Consider the following 3,204-nt stretch of genomic DNA (forward strand, 5'->3'; position numbering starts at 1 on the left):
CGATGGTATGTCGACCCGGTGGTTATGTTGACCGGTTCCGTGAGTCCTTGCTTTGACGGGTGCCGTGGGTCGAGCTGGTCAACATAACCATCGGCGGTTTGGGCCGGGGTTCGCTTGATCTGACTGGGCGATCGTCGGGATCGCCTGGCGGGTCGAGGAGGACCGGCATGGCGATTCATCGTGATCAGCGCCGCGCGGACGCGCGTGACGTGCTGGACGAGTTCGAGACATGGCTGTTGCGGGAGCGGTCAGCGCAGGAACGCACCGCCGCCGCGTATTCCGCTCGTGTTGCGGGGTTCGCGGAGTGGCTTCCTGCGCCGACGGAGCATTCGTTGGGGCAGCTGACGGCCGCGACGGTGATCGAGTGGGTGAACCTCGAAGCGAGTCGCGGGCTGAAGGCGTCGACGTTGGGCAAGCAGATGGTGATGCTGCGTTCGTTCTTGCAGTTCTGCCACCGCTCGGGTCGCACGGGGCAGAACTTCTCCGGCGTAGTGCCGCACGCCGCCGCATGGCGGCTGTCCTCGATCCCGGACCCGGTCCCGGCGGGCACGATCGAGGCGCTGTTCGACAGTCTGAACCTGCATTCCTCGAAAGGGCTTCGGGACCGGGCGATCTTGCTGCTGTTGACTGGGCTCGGGCTGCGGGCCTGCGAGATCGCCGCTCTGCGGCTGGACGACATCGGATGGCAGACGGGCAGCTTGCGCGCCCGCGGCAAGGGCGACCGGATGGACGAGCTGCCTCTGCCCGATGAGGTCGGGCAGGCGTTGGAGGACTACGTGCTTTACGGGCGCGGCGGCCGGGTCCAAGGCGATGAGGTGTTCTGGACCGTCATCGATCCGGTGCAGCCGTTGACGGCGAACGGGGTCTGCGGGACGGTCCGGCAGATCTGCATCCAGGCCGGGGTCACGAAGTTCGGCCCGCACCGGCTGCGGCAGACGTTCGCGACCGGAGCACTCGCCTCCGGCGCTACCTTGCAGGAGGTCCAAGGTCTGCTGCGGCACGCGCACCTGCGCACGACCGCGATCTACGCGAAGGTCGACAAGAACCGGCTCACCCAGCTCGTCGGGGAATGGCCGGCCGCGGCGTTGGGGCGGTGGGGACGATGAGCGAGCTGCGCGAACTCATGGACAGCTACCTGGCCACCCGTCGGGCGCTCGGGTTCAAGCTCACCGCGCCGGGCACGACGCTCGACGCGTTCGTGTCCTGGATGGAGGAACACGGTGAGTCCACGATCCGTCGCGATCTGGCCACAGCATGGGTTTCGCAGTTCACGCGCCGGACGTTGGCGGAGCGGTTGAACCACATCCGGCAGTTCGCCGAGCACGTCGCCTGGTTCGATCCCGGCACCGAGGTCCCGCTGGTCGATGGGAACCCTTACGGCAGTCATCGTTGTCGACCGCTGATCTTCACCGCTGCGCAAATCAACTCCCTGCTGGCTGCGGCGGGCAAGGTGACGCCGACGGTTCGTGCGGCATCGTGGCAGACCCTGCTCGGGCTGCTCGCCGTGACTGGGTTGCGGATCAGTGAGGCCCGGAACCTCAACGACGACGACATCAGCGCTGACGAGTCCGGTCGGAGCGGCTGGATGCGGGTCAGGGACACCAAGTTCGGCAAGTCCCGCCTCGTGCCGTTGCACCCGACGACGATGGCCGCGATCCACAGATACCAGCGGCTGCGCGATCAGACGTTCCCGGTCCCGAAGACGACCGCGCTGTTCGTCGCGAGGCGCGGCACCCGGATCGCGAGATCGACGGCGGGCCAGACCTTCCAGGAGATCCGCACCCTGGCGGGACTGGCTGGCAGCGCCACAACGCCGGCACCCAGGCTGCACGATCTGCGTCACTCGTTCGCGACAAACACCCTCATCGGGCACATCCGTGCCGGCGGCGACGTCGACGCGATGATGCCGGTGCTCTCGGCCTGGCTCGGACACGTCAGCCCGGAGGCGACCTACTGGTATCTGTCGAACACACCCGAACTCGCTGCGGCCCTCGCCGAACGCCTGCACACCAGCGGAGGCGAGGATGAGTGACCTCGCGCCCCTGCTGCAACGGTTCTTCACCGACAAACTCGAGCGGCACATGAACGCCAGCATTCACACCAAGGCCGCCTACGCCGACACGTTCCGGTTGCTGCTGCTCTACGCTCAGCGAGCGACTGGGGTCGCACCGTCCGACCTGATGTTGGCTGATTTGAACGCGGACCTGATCGGTGGGTTCCTCCAGCACCTGGAAACCGACCGCGGGAACTCGGCCGCGACCCGCAACGCCCGCCGGGCAGCGTTGCGGTCATTCTTCACCTACGCCAGCTACCGGGCACCGGACTCGATCGCTACGATCAGCCAGGTCCTCGCGATCCCCGCGAAACGCACGAAGAAGACGCTCGTGTCGTTCCTCACCGTTCCCGAAGCCGAAGCAATCATCGCCGCCCCGGACACGAGCACCTGGATCGGGCGACGCGACCGACTCCTGCTACGCCTGGGCATCGAGACCGGGCTACGCGTCAGCGAACTGATCAGCCTGCGCACCGACAGCATCCAGATCGGCCCGCACAGTCAACTCGAATGCGTCGGCAAGGGCCGCAAGCAGCGCGTCATCCCGCTGAAGAAGAACACCGTCAAGTTCCTCACCGCCTGGATTGCCGAACTCCCTACCGAGCAGGCAATGCCACTGTTCCCGACCCACGCAGGGAGACCGATGACCCGGGCCGCGGTCGCGAAGCTCGTCGCCCGAAACGTCGCGGCCGCGGCCGAGCGCTGTCCTTCACTGGGCGGGAAGAACGTCACCCCGCACACGTTGAGACACACCTGCGCGATGACACTCCTGCACGCCGGGATCGACACCGCGAGCATCGCGCTCTGGCTCGGCCACGCGAACATCCAGACCACGCAGGTCTATCTCCACGCCGACCTGGCACTCAAACGTCGAACCCTCGACCGCCTCCCCACGATCGACGGCCGGCCTCCGGCCCGCTACCAAGCATCAGATGCCCTGCTCGCGTTCCTCGCACACCGGTAACGCCGCCGATGGTTATGTTGACCAGCTCGACCCACGGCACCCGTCAAAGCAAGGACTCACGGAACCGGTCAACATAACCACCGGGTCGACATACCATCGCTTATGCGGAAGTTCGCATAAGCGACGTAGTTGGTGAGGTTGCGGAACCCGAGAGCTGAGCCGCGGAGGTGTTCGAGCCGTCCGTTGA

General features: G+C 66.4%; 3 protein-coding genes. All 3 read left to right on the top strand.

Features of this window, described 5'->3' with window-relative positions:
- Positions 1–167: 167 nt before the first annotated feature.
- The 3 genes from ABD714_RS22960 to ABD714_RS22970 are packed head-to-tail and all read left to right on the top strand — an operon-like array spanning position 168 to position 3,017.
- On the top strand, positions 168–1,106 hold the full coding sequence (locus ABD714_RS22960; protein WP_344814792.1) for a tyrosine-type recombinase/integrase: 939 nt from the start codon (positions 168–170) through the stop codon (positions 1,104–1,106).
- Complete coding sequence (locus tag ABD714_RS22965) at positions 1,103–2,032, top strand: tyrosine-type recombinase/integrase (RefSeq protein WP_344814793.1); 930 nt, start codon at positions 1,103–1,105, stop codon at positions 2,030–2,032. Before ABD714_RS22960 ends, ABD714_RS22965 begins: the two co-directional genes overlap by 4 nt.
- Positions 2,025–3,017 (top strand): tyrosine-type recombinase/integrase, encoded by a 993-nt coding sequence (locus tag ABD714_RS22970; protein WP_344814794.1) that lies wholly within the window; start codon positions 2,025–2,027, stop codon positions 3,015–3,017. Before ABD714_RS22965 ends, ABD714_RS22970 begins: the two co-directional genes overlap by 8 nt.
- The last annotated feature ends 187 nt before the right edge of the window (positions 3,018–3,204 follow it).

This window comes from Microlunatus aurantiacus (assembly GCF_039536605.1).
Lineage (GTDB): Bacteria > Actinomycetota > Actinomycetes > Propionibacteriales > Propionibacteriaceae > Microlunatus > Microlunatus aurantiacus.